The 23,417-nt window shown below is 43.8% G+C and carries 18 protein-coding genes and 1 pseudogene; 15 read left to right on the top strand and 4 right to left on the bottom strand.

Going from position 1 to position 23,417, the window contains the following annotated elements; translation table 11 throughout:
• The first annotated feature begins 3 nt into the window (after positions 1 to 3).
• From N482_RS01120 to N482_RS01110, 3 genes are all read left to right on the top strand, one after another.
• Positions 4 to 921, top strand: coding sequence for an acetyltransferase (locus N482_RS01120; protein ID WP_063375335.1), 918 nt, complete (start codon positions 4 to 6; stop codon positions 919 to 921).
• A complete protein-coding gene (locus tag N482_RS01115; protein WP_063375334.1) occupies positions 918 to 2,093 on the top strand; it encodes a mechanosensitive ion channel family protein in 1,176 nt (391 codons plus the stop codon). Before N482_RS01120 ends, N482_RS01115 begins: the two co-directional genes overlap by 4 nt.
• A 264-nt stretch (positions 2,094 to 2,357) precedes the next feature.
• Positions 2,358 to 3,182, top strand: a complete 825-nt coding sequence (locus N482_RS01110) for a substrate-binding periplasmic protein (protein ID WP_081227625.1) — start codon at positions 2,358 to 2,360, stop codon at positions 3,180 to 3,182.
• Here N482_RS01110 and N482_RS01105 read toward each other — a convergent pair.
• Positions 3,179 to 5,590: a serine hydrolase gene (locus tag N482_RS01105; RefSeq protein ID WP_063375333.1), complete on the bottom strand. Its 2,412-nt coding sequence runs from the start codon at positions 5,588 to 5,590 to the stop codon at positions 3,179 to 3,181. The genes N482_RS01110 and N482_RS01105 overlap by 4 nt on opposite strands.
• Positions 5,591 to 5,787: 197 nt before the next feature.
• On the opposite strand from N482_RS01105, the pseudogene N482_RS01100 reads away from it, so the two are divergent.
• From N482_RS01100 to N482_RS01085, 4 genes and pseudogenes are all read left to right on the top strand, one after another.
• Positions 5,788 to 6,049 (top strand): annotated as a pseudogene (locus N482_RS01100) (DUF6653 family protein).
• Positions 6,050 to 6,421: 372 nt separating this feature from the next.
• On the top strand, positions 6,422 to 6,718 hold the full coding sequence (locus N482_RS01095; protein ID WP_063375331.1) for an ArsR/SmtB family transcription factor: 297 nt from the start codon (positions 6,422 to 6,424) through the stop codon (positions 6,716 to 6,718).
• 16 nt (positions 6,719 to 6,734) lie between these two features.
• A complete protein-coding gene (locus N482_RS01090) occupies positions 6,735 to 10,016 on the top strand; it encodes an efflux RND transporter permease subunit (RefSeq protein ID WP_063375330.1) in 3,282 nt (1,093 codons plus the stop codon).
• The gene (locus N482_RS01085) at positions 10,000 to 11,043 is read left to right on the top strand and encodes an efflux RND transporter periplasmic adaptor subunit (protein ID WP_081227623.1); all 1,044 of its coding nucleotides are present in this window, start codon (positions 10,000 to 10,002) and stop codon (positions 11,041 to 11,043) included. Before N482_RS01090 ends, N482_RS01085 begins: the two co-directional genes overlap by 17 nt.
• A 27-nt stretch (positions 11,044 to 11,070) precedes the next feature.
• Here the strand turns inward: N482_RS01085 and N482_RS01080 are convergent, their stop codons facing one another.
• The gene (locus N482_RS01080) at positions 11,071 to 11,748 is read right to left on the bottom strand and encodes a nitroreductase family protein (RefSeq protein ID WP_063375329.1); all 678 of its coding nucleotides are present in this window, start codon (positions 11,746 to 11,748) and stop codon (positions 11,071 to 11,073) included.
• Positions 11,749 to 11,989: 241 nt separating this feature from the next.
• Between N482_RS01080 and N482_RS01075 the strand changes: the two genes are divergently transcribed.
• Positions 11,990 to 12,655: a fumarylacetoacetate hydrolase family protein gene (locus tag N482_RS01075; protein ID WP_063375328.1), complete on the top strand. Its 666-nt coding sequence runs from the start codon at positions 11,990 to 11,992 to the stop codon at positions 12,653 to 12,655.
• A 96-nt stretch (positions 12,656 to 12,751) separates the two neighbouring features.
• Positions 12,752 to 13,939, top strand: coding sequence for a formate-dependent phosphoribosylglycinamide formyltransferase (purT, locus tag N482_RS01070; protein WP_063375327.1), 1,188 nt, complete (start codon positions 12,752 to 12,754; stop codon positions 13,937 to 13,939).
• A gap of 47 nt (positions 13,940 to 13,986) precedes the next feature.
• Here purT and N482_RS01065 read toward each other — a convergent pair whose 3' ends face one another.
• Entirely contained in the window at positions 13,987 to 14,673 is a 687-nt protein-coding gene (locus N482_RS01065; RefSeq protein WP_063375326.1) for a TorF family putative porin, read from the bottom strand.
• Between the two features lie 270 nt (positions 14,674 to 14,943).
• Entirely contained in the window at positions 14,944 to 16,110 is a 1,167-nt protein-coding gene (locus tag N482_RS01060) for a hypothetical protein (RefSeq protein ID WP_063375325.1), read from the bottom strand.
• Positions 16,111 to 16,442: 332 nt separating this feature from the next.
• On the opposite strand from N482_RS01060, the gene N482_RS01055 reads away from it, so the two are divergent.
• The 6 genes from N482_RS01055 to N482_RS01030 all read left to right on the top strand — a co-directional run bounded on the left by N482_RS01055 (position 16,443) and on the right by N482_RS01030 (position 23,414).
• Positions 16,443 to 18,395, top strand: coding sequence for an AsmA family protein (locus N482_RS01055; protein ID WP_063375324.1), 1,953 nt, complete (start codon positions 16,443 to 16,445; stop codon positions 18,393 to 18,395).
• 211 nt (positions 18,396 to 18,606) lie between these two features.
• Positions 18,607 to 19,371 (top strand): SDR family NAD(P)-dependent oxidoreductase, encoded by a 765-nt coding sequence (locus N482_RS01050; RefSeq protein WP_063375323.1) that lies wholly within the window; start codon positions 18,607 to 18,609, stop codon positions 19,369 to 19,371.
• A gap of 230 nt (positions 19,372 to 19,601) precedes the next feature.
• Positions 19,602 to 19,871 (top strand): phosphopantetheine-binding protein, encoded by a 270-nt coding sequence (locus N482_RS01045; RefSeq protein WP_063375322.1) that lies wholly within the window; start codon positions 19,602 to 19,604, stop codon positions 19,869 to 19,871.
• Positions 19,872 to 19,874: 3 nt separating this feature from the next.
• Positions 19,875 to 21,170: an ATP-grasp domain-containing protein gene (locus N482_RS01040; protein ID WP_063375321.1), complete on the top strand. Its 1,296-nt coding sequence runs from the start codon at positions 19,875 to 19,877 to the stop codon at positions 21,168 to 21,170.
• Positions 21,167 to 22,258: a hypothetical protein gene (locus tag N482_RS01035; protein ID WP_063375320.1), complete on the top strand. Its 1,092-nt coding sequence runs from the start codon at positions 21,167 to 21,169 to the stop codon at positions 22,256 to 22,258. Before N482_RS01040 ends, N482_RS01035 begins: the two co-directional genes overlap by 4 nt.
• Positions 22,242 to 23,414 carry a radical SAM protein gene (locus N482_RS01030; protein WP_063375319.1) on the top strand — a complete coding sequence of 391 codons (1,173 nt, stop codon included), beginning with the start codon at positions 22,242 to 22,244 and terminating at the stop codon, positions 23,412 to 23,414. The genes N482_RS01035 and N482_RS01030 overlap by 17 nt, the downstream gene beginning before the upstream one ends.
• The last annotated feature ends 3 nt before the right edge of the window (positions 23,415 to 23,417 follow it).

The following is a 23,417-nucleotide window of genomic DNA, read 5'->3' as shown; positions in this document are numbered from 1 at the left end:
ACAATGAAAAGTATGCTACCAAAGTGGTTTTGTGGGGCGGTGGGTGCGCTTTATTTAATATTAAATACTGTTGTCTGGGGCCTGATTATACTAATACTAGGGGTGTTAAAGTGGTCCATACGTATGAAGTTGTTGTCATCGCTATTGCACTGGGCTTACCACAAGTGGTGTGTTGGTAATCGTGTCGGGCTTAAACTGGGTGGAGTATCACTGCGTGTTACGATGCCAAAAGAGGTGTCAGTTAATGGTTGGTACCTATTGATATCAAATCATATAAGTTGGCTTGATATCGTGGTGCTGAGCGCACAAGAGGTATTACCCGCCCCTAAATTCTTTTTAAAAGATGAGCTGAAATACGTGCCACTTATCGGCACTGGTGCATGGGCACTGGATATGCCGTTTATGAAACGCGCAAGCAAAACAGAAATTGCGAAAAATCCGAAGTTAAAGCGTATGGATGTTGAGCGCACCAAGCAAAGCTGTCAGAACTTTCGACACCATCCTACAACGGTGATTAATTTTGCCGAAGGCACTCGATTTACGCAAAGTAAGCAACAGCACCAGTCGAGCCCATACAGTAATTTATTAAAGCCAAAAGCTGGTGGAACTGCCTTTGCCTTGGATGTATTGAGCTCTCAAATTGACGGGCTACTGAACACTACCTTGGTGTATCTCGGTACAGAGTCCCATATATGTCGCGCTTTTATGCTAGGTAGATTAGACGCCATTACGGTAGTGGTGGAATATACGCCTATGGCGCAATTACCAGAGGGAGACTACCAAACGGATAAACAATACCGTATTCAATTTCAGGCGTATATGAATGCCCTTTGGTTAGAAAAATCGGTACGCATTGCAGCTATTGAAGACAAGTATCACACTGTTAGTAGTGATTACGAGGAAGAGGTGGGACAGCTATGAATGCAGGGCATGTACAAGACTTTATCGTGCCACTCTTTGGCAGTGCTGATGTACACCCTTATGTTTTGGCTATCATTACTAATTTTGTGTCTTTTGGCCTATTGCTGGTTGTTTTTGCCGGAATTAAGCTGGCACTGGTACCTAAGGTAAAGCAATTTGTGTCTAATTTTTCACGTGCCAAAATCGCATTTCTTGCACCACAACTAAGCAAGTTGAGTGGCCGAGTCGCTTTACTCATTTGCAGCATTTTATTTGTGGTGATCTATAAGCACATGTTTATTGCACCGTCTTGGGCCATGGTACAACTCAAAGTTGCTGCGCAAGTTATCTTGATCATCGCTTTTGGTTTTTTGATTAGTTCATTGATTAATATTGCACATGCAATTTATCAACAGCAGAAATTTGCCAAAGATGTGCCAATCAAGGGCATTGTTCAGCTGGTCAAACTGATGATCTTCATTGTTACCAGTGTATTAGTTGTGAGTACTATGGTAGATAAATCAACGACTTATATTTTGTCTGGGTTCGGTGCTATAGCAGCAGTGACGCTATTGGTGTTTAAAGACACCATTTTAGGTTTGGTTGCAAGTATTCAAATCGCGGCCAATCGGTTAGTTGCAACAGGAGATTGGATCCAGGTTGATACCTTTGGGGCTGATGGTGAAGTCATTGATTTGGGTTTAAATACAGTCCGTGTGAGAAATTGGGATAATACAGTAACTACCATTCCAACCTATGCGTTGATTTCTGACTCTTTTAAGAACTGGCGAGCGATGCAGGAGTCGCCAGGGCGCCGTATTAAGCGAGCAATCGCGGTTGATATGAATAGTGTTAAGTTAATTGATGCGCAACAGCTAGCAGATTACAAGCATAAATTTGCGGCCTTCGATATGCTATCTCTGCCTACCCGATGTAGTAATTTAACCCTATACCGCCTGTATGCTGAATGGTTATTGAAGCAGCGGCCTGAGATAAACACGCAGTGCACATGTATGGTGCGAGAATTGTCTCCGACTGAGCATGGATTGCCTGTCGAGTTCTACTGTTTTAGTAGAGACAAAAGCTGGGTGAGTTATGAACATATTCAAGCTGATATTCTAGATCAAATGCTCGTATTAATGGCTGAGTTTGAGCTGCGTCCATATCAAGTGATCAGCGCTTCTTTCAAGTGACTGCCACCGTATTTTAAAGCCCTACCGCTTCTCATAGCGAGGCTAGAAGCGCCGCTATTAGTGAACAACCTCATGATTACTAAAAAATGATGAGTCTCTGCTCTATGCTTATGATATGGTTATTACAGAGAATGTATTTTGTTGTTGCGTTTCTGTGGCGATAATATATGTTATAGTTCTTTATGTTTTGGAATAATTAAGTATTTTTGCAGTTAAGCTGAGTATATAGCATTATGTGTGCGTGGTTTTTGAGTAGGTGATTGAATGAAGTTTTATGCCGTGCTCATACAGAGCTTGTTAGTATTGATATATAGCGCACAAAGCCAAGCGGTCGATCAAGTAGTGCACGTTGCCATTGATCATGCTCCCCCCTATAGTCGCCTTAGCGATGACAGCCGCTCTCAGGGCCTGATTCTGGATATCTTGCGTTATGCCCAGTTAACGAGTGAGAAAAAGTACAAAATTAATACCGTTCCTTGTCCATTTTCTCGCTGTGTTCGTCTTCTCAGCAAAGGAAAAGTGGATGTCATGGGGGGACTTATTAAAACGCCTGAACGTCAGAAAATTATGTCTTTTGTCGAACCACCTTACATGGTGTTATCTTCCTCTTTTGTTTTCTACGGTACAGAAGTCAGCGGAGTAGAAGTGAATAGCTATGACGACTTACGTGGCAAGCGCATTGCGGTAATGCGTGGGGGCGCTTTTTTTCCAAAATTCGACAAAGATAACAGCCTCAATAAGGTCGCGGTTCCCTCGGAGCGCGTCGCGGTTGATTTAGTTTTAAGAGGACGAGTCGACCTTGTTATCGCGGTTGAAGACACGGCCGATGTTGCTATGAGTGCTCTGGATCAACCTATCCATAAATTGAAAAAAATGAAATATCGTCATACACAAGAGATCTACGGGTATATGGTGATGAGTGCAGACTTTGCAAGCTCTCAATTAGGCTCGTTAATATCAAAACAAATGCATGAAATGGCGATAGATAAAACCTTAGATAAGCTTGTGGCGCCATATCATTTACCTAAGATCCCCACACATTTAATTGAGCCACCAAAACCCTCTGCTGCTTCGTTCTCGCCTCATTAATGTGGGTGTTGAGAGCGATGGCTCAGTTGTAAAGCCATTTTAAACATTAATTGCTCAAGTTTTTGATATGCTATCGCGGACTCTTTTGATTCTGTGTTGGCATCCGTTAACAAGATATAACCGGTTTGATTGTAATAATCAGCAAACAAATGAGATTTAGACGCACTCCCTTGACCACGGTGATAAGACTTTTGATTGTCTACTCGCCAAAAATAGTTGGCTATAGGTAATTGAGCCATTTTGTTTTGCTCTAATTGCGTTGTTAGAAAATGACTGAGGTCATTGGCTGTTGAGATAAGCTGGCCTTTAGCAAACTCTGTCTTTTGAGTTGCTTGCCAATAGGTGTTATGCATATTAAGTGGCTCGAAAACGTAGCGTTGGGTCAATGCAGAAATGCTTTCCTGATGACTTTGCTCCAAAACAAAAGTGGCCAATTCAACACCGACATGTGAATATGTGGATAACTCCCCTGGAATCAAGCCATAGTGACTTGAGAAGTTACTGAGATGATATAACTCGCCTGCTGAAGTCAAATAAGCTTGTAAAAACTCTTCGCGCTGAACTGGCGTATTGGTACAAGGAAATAACAATACCCGTGACTGTTCTGCGTCTGTTTCTGAGCAGCTAAGCACTGCAGGGTTATCAATAATACCACTACGGTGAGTAAGCAATTGGGTAAGTGTTAGTTCAGAGCTAATTTTCTCAGGGTAATCTATTGTAAAGGGCAGCAGTGGGTAAATTGATTCATCTAAATCTAGGTGCTTTTCCAAACTGGCTGTGGCAATGGCGGCTCCAATAAATACTTCGTCCAAAGATGCGAGATAAAATGGGGTATCAGCATCAACTGGGTGCTCGCTATTCATTGTGAATCCTTGACTGTAGACTGATTGACCGTGTGCGATAATATTGACCGCAATGTTTGGAATATTGCCTTGCGATTGCAGCGCAATAACTTGATTTTCAAAATCCAGAATATCGATCTCATTATTGGATGATTTATGAAGTTTGTTGAGGACGAAGTCATAGGTTTCGAATCGCTGCACTTCGAGGTCGTGTCGGCTAAACGCGGGCACTTGATGATCAGGTATAAAGCCAACGTGTTCAAAAGCATCCCCTTGTGCATTGCGATAGACCTCGTTAGACAAGCTGATTTTCCAGCCGTTAGGGAGGGTGAACCGCAATGCGCCTGACAGTGCTCCTGCGGTTTCTTCACCTACTTTGGTGACTTGTTTGAATTGGTCCATCGCCATGGTAAATACTTCCGCAGCACTGACCGTAAGCTGGCTAGTAAGCAAATAAATGGGTTTAGTATAAGCGAGTGGGTTGGCGGTTAATTTTTGACGCATAGGGATGCCTCTGCCAGCTTGATTGATGGCCTGCTTATTGAATGCCAGTACATCGCGATCAGCAAAGTAGCTTGCGATGGCCAAAGAAATGGCGTCATCGCCCCCTATATTATGGCGTATATCGATGATCATCGCTTCGGTGTCTTTTAGATCTGTGATTACTCGGGTCATCATCTCGTGCGCAGCTTTTAGGTGTTGTTGTTCATCCGCGGTTGAGTGTGTGGCGTAATCGTCCATATTATTGAGCACCAATATGCCAACATTTGATGAGGTCTTTCCCCACATTACGGTCGCATTGTCGCTCTGTTGAGGCTGGGTGCTCAAAGTTTCAGGAGCAATGTAGTGTTGGCTAATGGTTTGTAGTTTCCTTTGATATTGGGCAAATAGACTGGGTAAATCATTCGCTTTCCCTTGGGAGCGCAGTTGATCTGCGTCTGCTTGAATGGCATCAAGTATGGGGGTGGGTTTACTGGTGAAGAACTCCTGTTGTGACGATGAAATTGTGACATGCATATCTTGCAAAGGGGCCACCATTTCTGCGAGTACATCAAAAAGTTCGTCATCTGACATAGCGTGCGTGATCTGAGGACGATATAGGTCATACTGTGCTTGCCAATCAACATCTCTTAGAGAGAAAAAAGCATAGTAATCATTAAATGTGTGCCAAAAGTAATCAAAAATTACACTGGGGGGGGATGAGCCAGAAATGGTCAGTGGATGATTACACTGAGATGGCAGAGCATCGAGTTGTTCATAGTAATTTGGGTAAACTTGCCCCTTTTTTTCCATACGTAAACGTCTAGCTTGGGAAAGTGCGATGGAGTCTAATTGAGCTGTTTTTTCAAGGTGTGCCTGCTCTGATGTCTGAAGGCATCCATAGCGGTTGTATTCATAGCGTATAACTCTGTTCATGGTGATATTGAGCGCTTCTCCATAAGCGGGCTTTTGCCATATACCAGCTGAACGTTGTAAATCTGAGCGATGATCCTGATTATCTTGGCAGCCGCTTAAAAGTAATATCGTCGCAATTAAAATTGATGGGTACCCTGATGTCGGCGTCATGATAAACAGTCCCTTGTGGTTGTGGATGTTGTGTTTGTAAAAGAAACATTGAGTCTACAAATAGTTGTTTTTGAGTGCTGTTAGGGAGTTGGCAAAAAGCGTCAGCAATTGTTGTAAAGCTGCTACATTTTTAAACAGTCTCCTGTGAACTTCAGCGCTACGTTGTAATACACTTTAGATCTATAAGGAAAGTTGTGATGAAGTTTGAGAACTTTGTTGCGAAATACTTCGCCATGAGCGATGACGTTTGGGCTTGTCACGCCAACCCTTGGAGTGTATGGACAAGATATAGTTGTTTACCATTGCTGGTTGGCATGCATGTGGTGGCGAAACACGCTACAGGGCGGGTTTTGGCCCTTATTAGTGGTGTTGATATTATGGTGTTGGTTTAATCCTAGGTGCTTTAAAAAGCCGTTAAATACTGAAAATTGGGCGTCGCAAAGTGTACTCGGAGAGTGAGTATTGATTTATCAGCGAGACAAGGTGGCCGCTCACCGTCATTACTAGCCTATTGACTATTTTTACTGCCTTGTGCGTTGTGGGGCTCTTTTTTTACGAACCGATAAGTACGTGCATGGCAGCATTGGGTGCCTGTTGTAGGTGCTCAATGGGTTCACGTACATCGACCAGCAGCGCTTTATTACTCATCATCCATATTGCGCCTGATAGACATCCAAGCACCTAATGGTCTTTTTAACAGATTGAATTAAAGATTGTGTTGAAGTAAGCACTTTAATATACACCGATACTTACATTAGATATTTCTAATATTAGATATTTCTAATGTAAATATATATACTCGCTACCATATTAATTGCAAAGAGTATTCAAATGATCCCACAAGACATGGCAAGCAATGCGGCCAAAGCAGAAGCGCTACTGAAAATTATGGCCAATAAAAATCGCTTGATGATCTTATGTTGTTTACAACAGTCAGAAATGAGTGTCACTGAGTTGAATAGGCAAATCCCTCTCGCGCAATCAGCATTATCACAACACTTAGCTGGGCTCAGAAAGGCAGAAGTAGTCGCAACGCGACGTGAAGGTCAAACAATATACTATCGAGTGGTTGATGAAAATGTCGCAGCAATACTTGAAAAATTGTACGAGTTGTTTTGCCAAGTTTAATCTGTGAGGGACAGTGATGTTTGTATCCGTTAGTCGGCGTATATTGTTAAGCAGAGTGCCGCTTTATATTTTACTTGCCAGTTTTATGCTGGGGTTATTCGCGCTGCAATACACAGCCAGAGAAGAAGAGCCGCAAATCGCCGTACCTATTTTAGATGTTCATGTGGAGGTGCCTAATGTTGATGCACCTGAGGTGACAAGACTCGTGACTGAGCCTTTGGAAAAGCTGCTGATGCAAATTCCAGAAGTAGAGCATGTGTACTCCACCACTGTAACTGGCAAAACGACAGTAACATTGCGTTTTGAAGTTGGTGAGGACAGAGAGCGCGCTATTCTTAATACCTATACCAAGCTTTATGCCAATGAAGATAGCAAGGCAAATGTAGTGTCAAATTGGCAAATCAAGCCAGTTGAAGTAGATGACGTTGCCATTCTCATGTTGGGTATCTTCAGTGAAGATCCCGCACGTTATAGTGATTATGAGTTAACACGCATAGCACAAGAGGTGTCAACTCAGCTTCAAACCATCACCAACACCAATGAAGTAAAAGTACTGGCGGGTCGCACACGGCAGGTACAAATTGAACTAGACGCCACAGCATTGGCTGCTCATCACACCACCCCCTTAGATGTGTTCAATGCGATTCAATATGCCAACCAATTGCAGCAAGTGGGATCGTTTGTTGCGGGTAAAACCCAGTGGCAATTGCAAACGGGTGATGTGCTGCGCAGTGAAGCTGAGCTTAAAATGCTTGTGGTCAATGTTATCAATGGAAAACAAATTTACCTAACGGATGTAGCAACTGTTAAAGATGGTCCGAGTGAACCGACTCGATATCAATGGTTGTCACAAAGTAGGAGTAGTGAAAACTTGCCCATGGTGACTATCAGTGTAGCTAAGCAACGGGGTAGTAATGCGGTCACAGTATCACAACAAGTCTTGGCACGAATGGCGCAGCTCGAATCGCATTTATTGCCTGAAGGTGTAAGTTATAAAGTGTTACGGAATTATGGCCAAACAGCCGATGCTAAAGTGGATAATCTCACCGCTAGTTTAGCATTCGCGGTGCTCAGTGTGATTATTTTTGTTGGCATATTTTTGGGTTGGCGCCCTGCGATTGTTGTGGGGTTAGCAATTCCGATTTGTTATGGCATCACACTGATTGTTGGATATTTTTTTGGTTATACCATTAATCGAGTGACGTTGTTTGCGCTGATATTAGCTCTGGGTCTGCTGGTCGATGACCCGATCACAGGGATGGATAATATTACCCGCTTTGTAAGCCGCAGAGGGAACAAGCCGAGGGTTGTGACACTGGCTATGCTAGAGGTGAAAACACCGCTGTTGATCTCTACTTTAACCATTGTTGTGGCCTTTATTCCGCTCGGGTTTATCACGGGCATGATGGGGCCGTATATGGCACCTATGGCATTTAACATCCCCTTGAGTGTTGTGGTATCAACATTGGTTGCGCTTTTTGTTACACCTTGGTTGGCAATGAAGCTACTCAGTGGTAAGAGTTCCGCAGAAGATTTGGTTCCACGGGTTGATACGAGTACTTATCGCCGTTTGTTGGCCGCGTTATTAACCAATCCTCGACAAGCGAAGTGGCTTTTATGGTTGGTACTCGGTGCTTTTATAATAAGTGTTAGCCTACCTCTTATGCGTGCAGTACCTTTAAAGTTACTGCCCTTTGATAACAAAAATGAGGTGCAGGTACTGATTGACTTACCAGAGGGGAGTAGTCTCGAATACACAGCAAGTGTTGCACAAAAGGTACAAAATAAACTCTGGCAGTTACCAGAGGTCCGTTCGGCTGCTGCCTATGTGGGGTCACCATCTAGCATGGATTTTAATGGTTTGGTGCGGGGCTACTACCAACGTCATGGCAGTCATTTAGCTGATATCAGAGTGCTACTGATTGATAAAAACCTTCGTGAACATCAATCTCATGCCGTTGTTTTACGGATGAGAGAAATACTTGCATCTGCGATACAAGAAGGGATTCATATCAAAGTGGTGGAAGTACCACCTGGACCCCCCGTGATGTCTACCTTAGTTGCTGAAGTGTATAAAGAAGATATTTTTGCCGATAAGTCCTTACATCAACAGGCTGCAAGGACGCTAGCTCAGCGCCTGCGCCAAGAAGCTCATGTGATAGATGTAGACACGAGTATCGCTGCACAATCTCAAGTGCATCGCTTTGTCTTGGACAAGCGCAAGGCAGCATTGTCAGGTATTGGTACGCAGGATGTGAACCACACACTACAGATAGCCAGCGCAGGTGTTGAGGCGGGCTTGCTGCATGTGCCTTATGAAGCTGAGCCATTAACGATTGAACTACAGATGTCCTATGTTGATCGTAATCAATGGTCTGAATTGAACGCACTCCAAGTGCGTGGTCGCTATGAGCTAGCTAAGACATCGGCGAACAGGGCATTGGAAGAAGCCGCTCGTCCACTGGTACCTATTTATGAGCTTGGGCAGTGGCAACAAAGAGCTGCACAACAACCAATATACAGAAAAGATTTGGCTGAAGTGATTTACGTCACTGCTGAATTGAATGGTCGAGTACCAGCTGCCGTCATTGCAGATGTTGTGAGTGATGAAGGGCGTGCTCAAACTCATGCCAAAGATTGGTTTGAGCGCACATTTTTGAGCAGTGGTGCAGGCATTGAGTGGCGCATGCCAAAAGGTACCTCTTACACCTTCTCGGGAGAGGGTGAGTGGCGTATTACCGTGGATGTGTTTCGTGATATGGGGATAGCATTCGCTTTTGCCCTTTGCGCAATCTTTTTAATTTTACGCTTGCAAACCGATTCGAGCGCGCTGGCAGGGATTATTATGTCATCCATCCCGCTGACTATGGTTGGCATTATGCCAGGGTTTTGGCTATTGAATCAATTTGGCGAGCGCAGTATTGCTGGTGCACCAGATCCTGTGCTGTTTAGCGCAACTGCTATGATAGGTATGATCGCGCTTGCAGGTATTGTTGTGCGAAATAGCCTGATCTTGATTGAGTTTGTCAATCAATTAAGGACGCAAGGGGTAGCGATTAAAGAAGCGCTATACCGTGCTGGTGAGGTGAGAATGAGGCCGGTGTTACTGACTGCTGGAACCACAATGCTGGGTAATATCGTTATCATATTCGACCCCGTATTTAGTGGCTTGGCACTGGCGATTATTTTTGGCACCTTGGCATCGACACTATTGTCTTTGGTGGTAGTGCCGATTGTGTATTACTTGGTGTTTAACGACGAAGCTAAAGAGGAGATAAAGTATGCCGATGGTTCATAAAAAAATGGTGGCCATTGCTGCAATGTGCACTTTGGTTTTGACACTCGCTATTTTTACAGGTGCCTTTGAGGATAAACTCAGCCCCATAAATTTGCGTCCATCTCAACTACATACGGGGGAGCGTTATTTGGTCACAGCGCAAGCTATTGAACTGCAAGATACTATTAGTGCCAACGTCTCTGCACAAGAAAATACGCGTGTGGCGAGTCGTATTTTGGCACAGATTAAAACTATAGAAGTGCGTGCAGGGCAAGCCGTTAAACAAGGTCAAGTCATTGCAAACTTAGCGGATGAACAGTTGCAAGCCACTGTAAAGCAAGTTAGCGCGCAAAGCGAGGCAAATGAGGTTCAATTAGCGCAAGCACAAAAGCAATTAAACCGAGTAAGTGCTCTATTAGATAGGGGCTTGGTGGCCAGAGATCTGGTGGATAATTGGCAAAGCAGTGTGGATGAATTAAGCGCAAAGCGTACGGCATTAATGGAGCAACTTAAAGGCGCAAAGGTTGCGTTGGGCTATACGCAAATCGTGGCACCTATTTCCGGCGTAGTGGTAGAGCGTCTAGTTGAACCTGGTGACATGGTTACACCAGGTACACCAGTATTAAACTTGTTTAATCCTGCAAGTTTGCAAATTACAGCATCCGTCGGGGCTAGTTTGGTTGGAAAACTACAAGTAGGGGCTGAGTTGTCCGTAAGAATCGGTGCTTCAGAACGTACCCTGAGTGGCAAAATTAGTGAGATAGTGCCTGTTGCAGATAATTTAGCGAGGCAATTTTTAATTAAGCTAGATGTTGTGACTCCAGCGGGTATCAAGCCTGGCATGTATGCTGAAGTTTACTTACCAGCGCAACGAGTTAGAAGGGTACTGATCCCTCGTAAACTGGTGAAGCATGCAGGACAGCTCACTATGGTCGATGTGATTGAGAGTGGTGTGAAGTCTCGTAGGTTAATACGCTTAGGCTCAAGTTATGATGAAAAAGTTATGGTGATATCGGGATTGAGTGACGGTGAGATATTGGCCATTTAAGCCAATATCTCATTTGGGTCATTTATATCAAATGAAGGATGCAATTTCTTCAAGTGTTTTTTTAACTAACGCGTGCTCTGGTACTGTTGCGTCCTCAGCAGGGTATCCGGCAATCAACAACATATAAGGACGTTCATTGTCTTTGTCGCGCTGACATATTTCGGTTAAAAAACTCATGGGCTTGGGGGTATGTGTAAGTGTTGCTAATCCCGCATTGTGCAAAGATTGAATTAAAAACCCAGTGGCGATTCCAACTGATTCATGCACATAGTAGTTCGTATTTTTGTCCTCGGTATGGATCCCCCCCTTTTTCTGAGTAAAAATGGCGATTAACCAAGGTGCGTGCTCTAAATAAGGTTTTTCAGCATCAGTGCCAAGAGGTTTCAGGGCATCTAACCATTCATCACCAGCTCGGCCTTCATAAAAAGAACGCTCTAATTGCTCAGCTGCCTCTCGAATTTGCTTCTTCACATCGCTGCTATGAATTGCGACAAAATGCCAAGGCTGGTGGTTTGCACCACTCGGTGCTAAGCCGGCAGTTTTAATACAGGCCTCGATAACCTCTTTAGGGACCGGTCTGTCGCTGAAACTACGGACTGTGTGGCGTCGCTTCATCAGTGCTAAGTTGTCGTCAGCGCGCTGTTGCATTTCCTCTGGAGTATATTCAACAAAATCTGTCAAAGGGATATTGTCATGGGCTTTCATGGTTGTGATTCCTAGTTACTTGCATAGCGCTTTTTATAACTTGTGATTATAAAGCTTTCAACTTTTGCAGCGCCTTTATTAACATTTAACAGTGCAAATAGTGGCAAAAAAACTTTACTTATGTATTTGGGTCACGCCACGTGATAAATGGGATGTATAGTCAGTATGAATGGATAACATTCTGTTTTTAATTGTTTTTATAATAATATACAGATAGTCCGAGCGTTTTAAGGAGTGTAATATGTACCATCATAAGTGGCAGTCTGACGTGGAAATGGTATTGCCTGTAGGCAAGGCAGTTTGTGTTGGCCGTAACTATGTCGCTCATGCCAAAGAGCTCAACAACCCAGTGCCGAATGCACCGTTATTATTTATAAAACCTAACAGTGCGCTATGCGATTTCGGTCCTGAGACAGCTATCAATTTAAGCTTAGGTGAACATCACTATGAGGCTGAGTTGATATTGTTAGTAGGCAGCAAGATTGACAGTAGCTGCACTGCGCCCCTGAGACACATTGCGGGAGTGGGGCTAGGACTTGATCTCACACTGCGAGATTTACAAACTGAGCTGAAACAAAAAGGTCACCCTTGGGAAACGGCCAAAGCATTTGACGGCAGTGGCTGCATTACACCTTTTATCCCAGTGAATATGGATACACTTGAAGCAGGTTTAACATATCAATTTTGGCAAAATGGTACGTTAAAGCAACGCGGGGACAGTAAGTACATGATTTTCAGCATGGCGAGTTTACTCACCAGCATTGCCCAGTTTTTTACCCTCTATCCGGGAGATATTGTGATGACCGGAACCCCTGAGGGGGTTGGTGCTTTAAGCATTGGTGACGAACTCAAGCTGCAATTAGGGGGTGGCAATATATATTGCAGCAGGGTGGTTAATCAATCCTGATATACATTCCCCTGAGTATCGTTAATAGTGCTGGACTGACGGTATAGGCTGCAAGTAGGCTATGTTGGTGTGAGATTACGTTTATCAGGAAAAGTTATGAAAACAAAATTGCTGGGGACACCTTTTAGCAAGGCGGCTTGTAAAATATTATTTTGCGGTGGCGGCGAGCTGGGCAAAGAAACCGTGATTGAATTTAAACGCCTTGGTGCGGAGGTTGTGGTATTAGATAGATATGAACATGCCCCGGCTATGCAAGTAGCGGATCGCAGTTATACCTTATCTATGCTTGACGGCGAAAGACTTGCAGAGATCATCCAACAAGAGCAACCCGATTACATCGTGCCTGAGATAGAAGCGATTGCGACCAGCAAGCTAGTGGAATTGGAAGCACAAGGGTTTACTGTGGTACCGACGGCCAAAGCTACGCAGTTAACAATGAACCGAGAAGGGATCCGCCGTTTGGCTGCAGAAGAATTAGGCTTAGCGACTTCTCCTTATCAATTTGTTGATAATTTGTCTGACTTTAGAGCGGCCATCAATAAAATTGGGATGCCTTGTGTTGTGAAGCCTATTATGAGCTCATCAGGTAAAGGACAAAGTGTGGTTAAGTATGATGCAGATATTGAATCGGCTTGGGAGTATGCACAACAAGGGGGACGAGCGGGCCAAGGCAGAGTGATTGTTGAAGGGTTTGTCGACTTTGACTATGAAATCACCCTTTTGACCATTCGCCATGTTAATGGCACGAGCTTCTGCGAACCAATTGGCCATGTGCAGGCAAATGGTGACTATCAACAAAGCTGGCAACCACAGGCCATGAGTGAAACCGCTTTGAAACTTAGCCAAGAAATTGCGCGTAAGATAACCGACGCGTTAGGTGGACGCGGGTTATTTGGGGTCGAACTTTTCATCAAGGGAGACGAAGTGTATTTTAGCGAAGTGTCGCCAAGGCCACATGATACAGGGATGGTGACTTTGATCTCACAACATTTAAGTGAGTTTGCGTTGCATGCACGCGCCATACTTGGATTGCCGATCCCAAATATTCACTTTAATGGCCCATCGGCTTCGAGTGTTATTTTGGTAGAAGGGAGCTCGAGAGAAGTACAATTTACGCATATAGCAGAGGCGTTATCCGTGCCTAATACGGATGTGCGTCTTTTTGGTAAACCAGAAGTGCAGGGCACCCGCCGAATGGGGGTCTCACTTGCCCGTGCTGAGAGCGTTGATTCTGCCGTTGCGTCAGCGAAACAAGTGAGCGCAACAATTGGCGTTAAGCTATAACCATGAAAAAGGGCCTTTTGGCCCTTTGATATTGCAGCAACTTAGTTTTATAAATCAAAGTCTAGGGCGTAGCTGACGTACACCTTAACATCATCATCTGCATCTAAGTCTGTCTTCACAAGACCGAAGGTATAACCGTCTTTACTTAAACTGACTCTGTAGTCCATATAACTATCATCTTCGCCAGTCCACTCCATAACGGTATCACCACTTGAGTTGCCGATATGAAATTCGAGTTCAGAATCTTTAAATACGGGAAAGCTGGCATTGAGCTCAATATAGAGCATTTCTTCTTCTGTGCTACTGTCATTTTGGGCATGGGTTAAATAGCTCACTTTGAAATCAACATTGCGCCAGCCGAATGAAGCATATACTTCTCCAAAATCTGTATCTCCAGCGGCATCTGGGTAAGCGTAATATATATAGCCAATATCGTAGCGTACTTTTTGGATCTCACCGCTAAAACCTAAGTACAGGTCTAATTCGTAGCTTGTGCTTGCGGCGTCGCCAAAATCGACATTCGATGCCCATGTTCCAATGTAAAAGCCAGAGTCGTTACTGTAATCAATCCCACCAGAAACAGCCGCGCTATCGTCAGACTGTGTGAGACCTCGCCAAAAATAGTTGGAACTGGCAGCTACATTAGCGGTCACACTGTGGCCGCTGGCTGCGAATACATCAAAATTTAAAATGGCTAAACAGGTGCAAGCAATTAGTGAAGCTTTATTTGTCATAATGGTTCCTATGTGGCACAGAAAAATTTGTAATTTGAACTTAGAGCCATTGAACTTTTAGATGCAGCATAAAAGTCAACAGTCCCTTGCAAACGCAATCTTTACGCCAGTACAAAAAAGCTGCGTGAGAATTTTAATATCTGATTGAAATTGAAAACGATAATTATAGCAGGGTGTGGTGAGGTGCAAGGACGTGACAGCAAAAAGCTGCACTTAGGTGGTGCGGATTTAGATAACCTGCACTGTTTTTATGCAGGCTATCTGAGTTAATTAGCCAAAGATTGTGCGCATTAATTGAATGGTTTCATCAACGCTTCGGCCTTTTTCCACTTCCGCGATAATCGAATCACGTTTTGCTTTGATGTGTTCTGGAGTATTCTCATTACTGAGTGCTCTATCAACAAGCGTCGCTGCAGATTCTTTACTTCGTTTGACAGACCTACTGCCAGACGCGGTGCTTGTGCGCTTTGGTTTATGCAGTAATTTGTAATAATTTGATGAGGTGGGTGTGTATTTATCAACATAATAGAAAAACGTTGGGATCAGCGCTTTAATCTTAACCAGCTCTGTTTCTAAATCATTTGTAGCTGTTGCCATTGCACACCATGGCATTCTTGTAATGGTTTGAACGATATCTGTCCAGTACCTTTCAAAATCTCGATTATTTAAGCGCGTAATACCTAAAGCTTGGCACAATGCATCTGAGCGGTTGTTTACTATCGGCGTAAATACGTCTGGGCGGCGCATTGCCAATAAACGTGTTGCCGGCGCTAAGGTTGGTTTTTCATCACTGGCGTTAAATGCACTAAGGTAAGCGATCATAAATGCTTGATAGTCTGATTCACTTACCGTACCGTCAAGAGGAATATGCCCTAAAGCCTGATCAAATTCAGCAGGTAAGTCAGCGAATTGTTGATGAAACCCTTTGGCGCTCTTGGTAGAAGCAAACCATTCAACATCAAATTGGTAAACGCTGACATCGTGATTGGCTGTATGCTTGCCAACGAATGCTAGGCGATCTTCAACAATCATTTCCTGTAGCGGGGTTTCGCGCAGTGTGCTTATGTATTCCATAAGCTTGAGTTGCTCTTCTAACGCAAGGTGCTCTTTGCGCTCGGCGATGAACTCACTGACAACAGGCCAAGGAGCAATTCTCAGCGTTTTAACCTGCAAAAAGCTGATTGCAGATATCAACATATCCTGCAGTTTTTTTACAGTTGGTAGCTGGTGGTCATCTAGTAAATCAAAATTAATACGGTTTTTTGCTACATCAAGTAATTCATAACACCAGCCCAGAAAATCTTCTGGGTGATTTTCTACCTTTACAGCCATCAGATTGAGACTGATCTCAGTAGATTGCTTTAAAATATTTTGATAAATCTGACTTTCTTGTTCGCCCAAAGCCATATTTGACGGTGATATGAGCAACTTTTTCATGCTGCGGGGACTCTCCAACGTTAAGTTAAAATCTAGACTGTGCAGTTTAGCGAATGGATCATTAAACTGACAAGGGCGAGGATCATACCTAGATCTAGCTCAGTTGCAATGCGCTTTTACTGTTCTTTTTGTGTGAATTCGCCTCGGCACAAGTAAGCTTGATTGTTTTATTCCGATTCTTAATTTTTTTATAAAGGCATACCAATTTAGGGAGACATGCAGTAACCCTAGCGCGGCGGTGAAATCAAACAGGAATTTACGACTTTTTTGTGGTTTTTTATTCACCTCGCTATGATAATGCATAGAGGTTTATTTCAGTGGAAGGACTGTCGATGAAGGCAATAGTGAAAGGTGTTATAGGTGTTGTGGTGTTAATCGTAGCGTTGTTAATACTCGCTCCGTTACTAATCCCAACAGAGACAATTGTCTCGCAAATAACATCGCAAGTAGAAAAAACAACAGGGCGAACGCTCACTATCTCAGGAGACAGCGAGTTATCTGTTTTCCCTGAGCTTAATATCACGTTGAATCAAGTGGAATTCGCAAATATGCCAACAGGCAGTCAACCAAACATGCTAACAATGGAGCAATTGGCTGTACATATTCCGTGGCTATCGCTGTTGTCTGGTGAATTTAAGCTTGAACGTTTTGTGATAAACAACCCGCAAGTGTTACTAGAGGTAGACACCAAAGGGCAACCGAACTGGCAACTTTTCCCAACTGCACCGGAGGCAGACAAACCGCCTGGTGAGAGTGAGCAGCAAAGTGGCGCCACGCAACTACCCGCTGGATTCGATATTTCTCTGGGGGAAGTAGCCATATACGGTGGCTCTGTTACCTATAAAGACGCGCAGACTAACACCGAGAAAAAAGTAAATGATTTGGATTTGAGCGTGATGCTGCCCTCACTATATCAGCCTTTGACGATCCACGGAGCGATCAGCTATCACGCACAGCGTTTCGAATTAGAGTTGGCAGTAGATGACCCTGCGAAAGCCATACAAAGCGAAGACTTCAAATTTTCCAAAAAACTGAGAAATGAGTTAGTTAATTTAGACTTTAACGGTGAGATAGTTGAGCAGGCTAAACGCTTTAAAGGTGAGTTAATGGTCTCAGGCGACTCGGTGAAAGCACTCACTACATGGCAAAGCATTTCATTAGATGCGAAAGACAATGCATTCAATCAATTCAAAATAAATGGCGCGATGCAATTTGCTGATAGTGTATTTACTTTGAGTCGATTTAGCGCAGAGCTGGATGCGTTGAAGATAGAAGGCAGCGCGAGTGTTCATTTGAAGGAACGCATGTCGGTTAGTGCAGATGTTGATTTGGGCATGCTCGACCTGAACCCTTATTTACCAGAGCCTGTGAAGGTGGCTGAAGAGGTGCCCACCGAACAAGAAAATACACCGGCTCAACCTATCGTTTGGGATGATACGGAAATTGATTTATCTGCACTGAATCAGCTTGATGCGAACTTGAAAGTCCGTTCAACGGGGTTAAAAGCACGTAAAATTACATTGGGTGAAAACCAGTTATCTGTTCAATTGGATCAGGGTAAAGCGCGGATCTCACTGGATAAATTTAAAGCTTATGAAGGCAGTGGGCGCGGCGCGATAGCAGTCAATGCGGCTACAAAGCCCTATGTAATTGAAACAAACTTTGCACTTAAAGCGATCAATGCTGAACCGCTACTCACTGATGCCGTCGATTTTGATAAAGTGTTAGGTAAGGGCAGTATCAATTGGAACCTGACTACACTCGGAGTGAGCCAGAAGCAGTTTGTTTCGCAGCTAGGTGGCAAATTAGCATTTGAATTTAAAGACGGTGGTGTAAAAGGCGTAAACTTAGCTGAGATGGTACGTAAAGGCCAAGAAATGCTTAAAGGAAACTTTTCAGGTTTATCAGAGGGTATCAATGCTGATTTTGATCCGGAGCAAAAAACAGATTTTTCTGCACTAACTGGCAGCTTTAGCTTTAACCAAGGGGTTGGTAAAAATAACGATCTGTTATTGGCGAGTCCCTTGATCCGTGTTACGGGTTCGGGCACTGTGGACCTCCCCAAAACCTTTGTTGATTATCGTTTAGTGACAGGTATTGTGGACACGATAGAGGGTCAAAGCAGCCATGATACCAGTACTGGATTTAAAGTTCCTGCACGTATTAAAGGGCCATTTCATCAAGTTGAAACCAGCCTTGATTTCAGCAGTGCGGCAAAAGATAAAGCAAAAGACACTATCAAAGATAAGTTGAAAGACAAGTTTAAGGGCTTGTTTGGTGGGTAGTGCACTTTAATGTGTCAGGCGGCGGTAGAATGGGTTGTTCACCGCCGTACTTTTGTCCCCTAACTTTGACGTATTGTATTGTTTAACATCTCCTCAGCTTTTCTACATACTTGTGCTCAACAAGGCCTCTAAAATACATTTTCTCACTTTCTCAATAGCGTGATCTGTGAATTAATAAAGCAAAACTGCGACTATAAGGATCTCGAAGGAAATGAAATTATTTGATCTAGATAACAAGGCCGTCATTGTGACGGGGGGAAACCGAGGTATTGGCTTTGCTTTAGCGAAAGGCCTTCATCAGTTTGGTGCTCGAGTCATAATAGCGGCAAGAGATCACACTCGTAGCCAGCAAGCATGTGAAGCTATTTCTCCTGAGAGGGAGCGAGTCCTAGCCGTGAGCTGTGATGTGACCTGTACAAAAAGTGTATCTCGTGCATTTGAGCAGGCTCAGGAGTGGGCGGGTGGTTTGTATGGTTGCATCGCTAATGCCGGTGTTCGCGGTGCAGGTTGTGCGCTGGATGAGGTGGATGCAATGGCTTGGCGTGCAGCATTCAATACCAATTTAGAAGGGACAATGAATACTTTTCAAGCAGCCATTAAACCACTTAAAGCACAAGGAGAAGGACGTCTTATAGCTATTTCTAGTCTCGCCGCACTACATGGAAATGCCCTCTTCACCGATTACAGCAGTGCAAAAGCTGGCATTGAAGGTTTATGTCGGGCATTGGCTATTGAGTTGGCGCCATACAAGATCAACGTAAATTGCATAATGCCTGGCTGGGTTGATACCGAGATGAACACAGACATTAAGCAAGATAAACGGCAATTTGAGTCAATAAAGAGGTTAAGAGTGCCGTTAAAGCGTTGGGCGTCTGCCGAAGAAATGGTCGGGGCTGTTGTTTATTTGATGTCAGGCGCAGGAAGTTATCACACGGGAGATACACTGCGTATTGATGGTGGTTACCATATAGGTTGAATCCGACAAGCCATATTTACTAATAAAATAAAGAAATAACCTTAATTTTTTTATTGTTATTTTCGCAGTTTTTATTGGCTTATATTTCATAAGTACCCGTTTTAGCAAGTAATAAACTTACCCAAGTTTCATTATTGTAAACAATGTGTTTTACATGTGATATTTTTGATTGAAAATTGCGCAGTAGTCGTTTAAGTCTATTAAATAGTCTACCCAAAATAGAAAAAACAATGGAAGCGCAAAAAGTAAATTATTTTTCCGAAATTAATGAGTTACTGTGCAATATAAAAAATGATCCCAACCTTGCTGGACAAGTAACAGAGCAAAGTAACTTTATTGAAGACTTTGGTATTGATTCTCTCGATATCGTTGACTTTATGCTGGAGCTAGAGAGTCAATTTGATATCGAGGTCGATTTTGATACTTTTGATTTTGATAATTTAACCTCGGCTAAGCGCTTGGTTGAATATATTCGCTCTCACAGTGCAACAGAGGCATAAGTTGTGCCGGCTCACGTGTATTGGGCGCACTTAGATCCAGAAGCGAGCTGGAACTGTGCAAACAATTTATCACTGCCTTCGCCTATGGGCGCCAAAAGCGCATTGCACTTAGCCTTGCTGGACGAAATTTTTGTGCCGGCCAGGAGTCAAGATGTTGCGCTGACAATGCTACCTAAATGCCAAGTGCTACATGAATACCATGTCAGTTTGGGAGGGAGTTATCGAACCCAATCGGTGTTTAAAAGTACTGAAGCATGGCTGGCAGAAAACAAACCATCTTGGCCAGATGTATTCTCATCAATAGCTCAGTCTTTAGGGCCACGCAGCCATTTTTCTGCGGTTAATGAGCTTTTGTCTTCGCATCTTCAGACGTCATATGCATATTTGCCCATTGCGCCTGCTGCAAGTGAGCAGACACTTCCAGATCTTAATGCCATTCAATTTGCCAATAGTAAGTCGACGATTACGCAGCTGTGCCAACAGTTGGAGATCCCTTGTTCAGGAATGGTAATTGAACAACAGAATGATCTGCACAAGCTTCAAAAACTAGATTATCCATATGTATTGAAAGAAGCATTTGGTGTATCAGGTAGGGGCGCGTATTTAGTTAAAGAATCACGCATCACTGAGCGGTTGCTACGCCACTTTCGCAAGCAAATTGACAATGGCAAACATGGAGGCTTGATTGCTCAGCCTTGGCTAGATATTGAAATAGACTTTTCCAGTCAGTGGCGCATCGATAGTAACGGAGAGATTCGGTTTCTTGGTTTGTGCCAAGTGGTTAATACGGGGTTTAGATTTGCTGGTATTGACCTCTGTTGCAATGCATTGATGCACACCATTGAGCAGTCTCAATATTTTGAGCAAGTGCGATTACTACTATCTGCGCTATTTAAGCATGGTTACTTTGGGCCTGTATGTGTTGACTCTGCAATACTTAAAGATGGCACTATTTATCCAGTCATTGAGGTGAATGCACGCGAATCTATGGGCAGTATCGCGATGCGATGGCAACAAAAGCTGTCATTGAATGAGGATATCCGGTTGCGTCAATACGATGTGCAATATCAGTCAGCATTACAGCTTGAAGACATACTGAGCAAGTTGTCCAAGCGAGGCGCATTGTTTAACTCTGAAGATGGGATTGTGCCTTTAACTGCTGCGAGCCTGTTATTACCGACAAACTCAAATTTATCGAAAGGACGCTGGGTGCAGCTTGAGTGTAGCGCTCAAAACAGTGAGTGTTACCGCAAAGCTTTGAGTGCGTGTTTGTCTGAAGTTGGAGCATCTCTGCTATGAGTAGTTGGCGTGGAGAAAACGTACTCATCTTAACGGCATCCAGTGGATTGGGTTCTTTTGCCCCTGCGTTTAGATTGAGAGCCTATTTGCGTTCACAAGGAGCGGCGACTCATCTGTACTGCATAGAGCAGTTATTCGATGAGTATGCTGTACACAAACATCAGCAAACGCGTGCCCACTGTCGAGCAAGCTTTCGAAAAGCAATGTTACTACAAAAAGTAGTAGAACAAGGTGGAATAGACCTAACAAGCATTATCGATCCCGATAAGTTCGACACGATGATGCACATTTGGCAACAAGAGAAGTTTACGCGCTGTATTGTATTTAGTGGGTTTTGGATCTCTGCGCTGGCGGTGATGACTGCAGGATACTCACCTACAAAAAGAATAGATGCGATCCATATGGATGCGGTGCCATCCAGTTCTTGGTTGCATGCCAAAACGCATAGTCAGGCAGTGCAGGCATCGGTCAACGATATTTATTTATACCAAAATAACCGCAACAGTGTTTTCACTTTATATCCGGTTGAGAAGCCACTTGATTGGCAGTCACGATCTTCAAGGGTGCTTGGTCATGGTGGTGGCTGGCAAATGGGTGATTTGGCGACGTTGAATGCATTGTTTAATCGTGAGGCTATCTATAGCAACATGATTTTACCTGCGGATACAGCCCTCGTTTCATCAATATATCAGCGCATATTAATAACCGATCACAACTATCATCCGTGGGAAAATCTCGACAAACTACCCGACCTTACGGTTTTACCAGAGGCAAATTCAAATGAACCTCCGTCTAACATCGACTTTGAGCAATTAGCCCGAAGTGCGCCCGCCATCATTACCAAACCGGGTGGGGCGAGTCTACTGGATAGTATCAACCTTGCGACACCTTTAGTGCTGTTACCCGCGTTTGGGGAGTATGAAAAACAAAATGCCAATACTTGGTTGTCACTGGGATTTGCAGTGACTTTTGAACAGTGGCAAGACAGTGGGTACTCGTTTGATGTGTTGAAAGAATTACATAACAACTTACTGAACCATTCTGCAGTTTCACCAATTTTTGGAGTATCCAATGAGACCTGCGACTGAGCAAAAAATTACCCGTGAAGAGTTTGCCAGACTCAAGCTGCGGGCAAAGAATATTTCACGTTTGAAGCGACAAAATGACAGCGGTGTCTTTAAGTCGGAAGAAGTGCCAGATCAAGTCGGCATTAAAATGAATAACACCTGTAACTTACGTTGCGCACATTGTTTCGAATGGAATGATGATGGCTATCATCATCATATGGAAAAGCAGCAGGTTCGCGATGAAGTTGATATTGGCCTGATCGAAAAATTGCTTAAACAAACTGAGTCCAGTCAAAGTGCATTTTACCTTTGGGGTGGCGAGCCGCTCATGTATACCAAAATGGCTGAGCTTGCTGAGTTGTTCACGCAATATCCCAGGTGGCTGACTATCTGCACAAACGGCATGTTAATTAAAAAACACCTGCCGCATTTATTGAAAGTGTCAAAGCAGTTGGCCATGTTGGTGAGTCTAGATGGCCTAGAAGTTGAAAATGATGCGATCCGAGGGAAAGGTGTATTTGAGAAAGTCGTAAGAGGGATCTCCACCTTGTTACAACTGCGAAAAAGCGGCGAATATCATGGCAAGGTTTCTATTTGCCTGACTTTACATGATGCCGTTGTTGGCAAGTTAGCAGACTTTATTGAGTATTTCTCTGACTTGGGGATAGACAGTATCTACATCGTATTCCCTTGGTATATGCCAGAGCAGGTGGCTGAGCAAATGGATACTTGGGTGCAAACGCACTTGCCATACAGAGCCAAATACATACATGACTTCAGTAAATCCAGCTGGCATGGCTATACCCACAAAATTGCGCCAAAAAATATCGCGGCTCTGAAGCGCGAGCTCGCCGAAATAACTGAGCGTACTTGGCCTTGCCGAGTGCGCTTTCATCCCGACCTCAGTATGGAAGAAGTGGAACCATTTGTTTTGGGAGGAACGATACCAGCTGAAGGGAAACGTAACTGCGCCGCGATTACGCACCGTATCGATGTATTGCCCGGTGGCACTGTATCCAGTTGTAAGTTTTTCCCAGAGTTAGAGGTGGGTAATCTTCAAGCTCTGCCACTTAAAGATATTTGGCAAGGGCGTGCATTTAATGCATTTAGAGACAAGGTTAAGTGTGGCTTGATGCCTGTTTGTTCTAAATGCACTCTGTTGTATAGCACTGGGTGAAAA

The organism is Pseudoalteromonas luteoviolacea NCIMB 1942 (assembly GCF_001625595.1).
Lineage (GTDB): Bacteria > Pseudomonadota > Gammaproteobacteria > Enterobacterales > Alteromonadaceae > Pseudoalteromonas > Pseudoalteromonas luteoviolacea_A.
This window is presented reverse-complemented; position numbering and strand designations above follow the sequence as displayed.